This window comes from Mogibacterium pumilum, from assembly GCF_002243385.1.
Lineage (GTDB): Bacteria > Bacillota > Clostridia > Peptostreptococcales > Anaerovoracaceae > Mogibacterium > Mogibacterium pumilum.
This window is the reverse complement of record NZ_CP016199.1, coordinates 854,713-856,870: the sequence shown is the minus strand read 5'-3', so window position 1 is coordinate 856,870 and position 2,158 is coordinate 854,713. Positions and strand designations below refer to the sequence as shown.

At 46.5% G+C, this 2,158-nt stretch carries 1 protein-coding gene; it reads right to left on the bottom strand.

The features are described from left to right. Positions 1 to 94: 94 nt before the first annotated feature. Positions 95 to 1,450 (bottom strand): group II intron reverse transcriptase/maturase, encoded by a 1,356-nt coding sequence (gene ltrA / locus AXF17_RS04090; RefSeq protein WP_237049005.1) that lies wholly within the window; start codon positions 1,448 to 1,450, stop codon positions 95 to 97. Between the last annotated feature and the right edge of the window lie 708 nt (positions 1,451 to 2,158).

Sequence of the window (2,158 nt, the reverse complement as noted above, 5' to 3'; positions counted from 1 at the left end):
AATAGGGTAGAGCGAGGGCGTTAGCCCTCAACCCTCCCGTTGCACCGTACGTACGGGTCTCGTATACGGCGCTACATCAACATAGAATCAAGCGTTAATTCAGATAATACGCCAAAGGGTCGACCAATCCCGGTCGGCTCTTTGTCTTTTTGCCAAGTATCGTTGGATTGAGCAGGAAATTAATATCCCGAATAGTAGCCATTCGGTACCATCCCTGCCTTGCGTTTGCCACGCTTAACAATCTTTTCTCCTCAAGGCCACATTCCTGAATCCTATTCAGAGCCATCAGGTTCTTGAATATGGTCTTCGGCTTTTTCCACTGTTTGAGTATCACTACTCTCACCTTGTGCCTCAGCCATTGTCCATATTCATCAAGAAAGCCTTTCATGCTACCGATTCTGTAGTAGTTTATCCACCCCCGGATGAGCCAGTTCAGTTGCATAAAGGTAGACTTTATGGTTCGCGCAGCCGCTTTCTTCCGACAAAGAATCTCACGAGTCTTCTCATAGAGTTTCTTCTTTCGGTCTTTGGCAAGCCTGCACTTCCAACCGTCTTTGCTCTTCCAGAATGTGAATCCCAGAAAGTTACTCTTCGTAGGTCTTACTACCTTTGTCTTAGTGGCACTGACTCTCAGCCGAAGTTTGCGCTCCAGCCAGCTTGTCACAGACTTCATCACTCTGTCTGCCGCCATTTCACTTTTCACGAAGATGTCGCAGTCGTCAGCGTATCTGACAAAATGAAGTCCCCTTGATTCCAGTTCCTTGTCGAGCTTGTCAAGGTAGATGTTGGATAGTATAGGTGAAAGAGGTCCACCTTGCGGTACCCCTTCTTCACTTGGGCTTACCAAGCCATCTTCCATGACTCCAGCTCTTAGAAACTGTCGAATCAGTCGTAGCGTTTTCGCATCATTAATGCGTTCTCTGAGTATTGAAATTAACTTGTCATGGTTTACCGTGTCGAAATACTTCTCGATGTCAAGGTCTATCACCCACTCATATCCCTCGTTGAGGTATTCGAGGGCTTTCTCTATCGCTCCATGGCAATCTCTGTTCGCTCGGAACCCATAACTATGGTCACTGAAATATTTGTCATATCCCAGAGACAGTATCTGTGCTGTCATCTGCTGTACAACTCTGTCTGTGACTGTCGGTATTCCGAGAGGTCTCTTCTTGCCGTTGGCTTTAGGTATGTAGACCCTTCTTACCGGACTCGGCCTGTATTTACCTTCACGTATCTGAGTCTTCAGCTCTTCCCTATGAAGAGTAAAATACACGTCAAGTTCATCTACCGTCATCCCATCGACTCCGGCTGCACCTTTGTTTCGCTTGACGTTCTTGATTGCCTCGTCAATATTCCTGTCCTGTAATATCCATTCGATTAATTCCACTTGTTGCTCCTCTTTCTGTTCGTAAAACTGCCGGAAATCATCCCCTCTACCTTTTGCCTCCACAGACTTACGTTTCTGCTTTCAGAGCATATCCTCGATTTCGGATTATTCCGACCTTGCTTGCAGTGATTTGCAATACATTGACATTAGACCCTTCCCGTTCGTGCTCCCGGTACTATGGTCTAAGCTGACTCCCGGACGCAAGCCTTTTCCGCACGTGTTTCCACGCCGTCCGGGTCTCCCGGGGTAAGACATAGTTCTTTCGCCACACAACCTCCGGATTTACTGTCTCGGTGATACGTTTACCTTTTGGGCTTCGGTTTGTGTAGCAACCTCACCCACCGTTTAGCCTTGTATCCGGTTTCTGTTCGTAGGCTCGATGGCTTTGCTACACCGCTTCCTTCACTTGAGCATTACTGCTTTCCGCTTGCGGTTCGCTACACTTGGCGGTAAATACCCGTGACTGGACTCTCACCAGTAAGAACTGTGCCATGCCCGGCACACCGACAAAAGGTCGGTAGCATATGCCACCGACCTTAATACATCTAAAAGTTCAGGTTCTATAAATTCTTTTGGGGTTTAGGAGGTACCTATCCATTTCATTGTGGTGTTTTAAACCCCTACCTATACACTTGTTGGGGTAATAAAAAAACACCCCAAAAAAATCAATGTTGTCCCTGACAAGGGGTACACATCATAATTTGGATAATCTAAAAAGGACGGAGATTTAACCATGATTAGTTAAATTCTCCGTCCTTTGTTGTTCCTCAA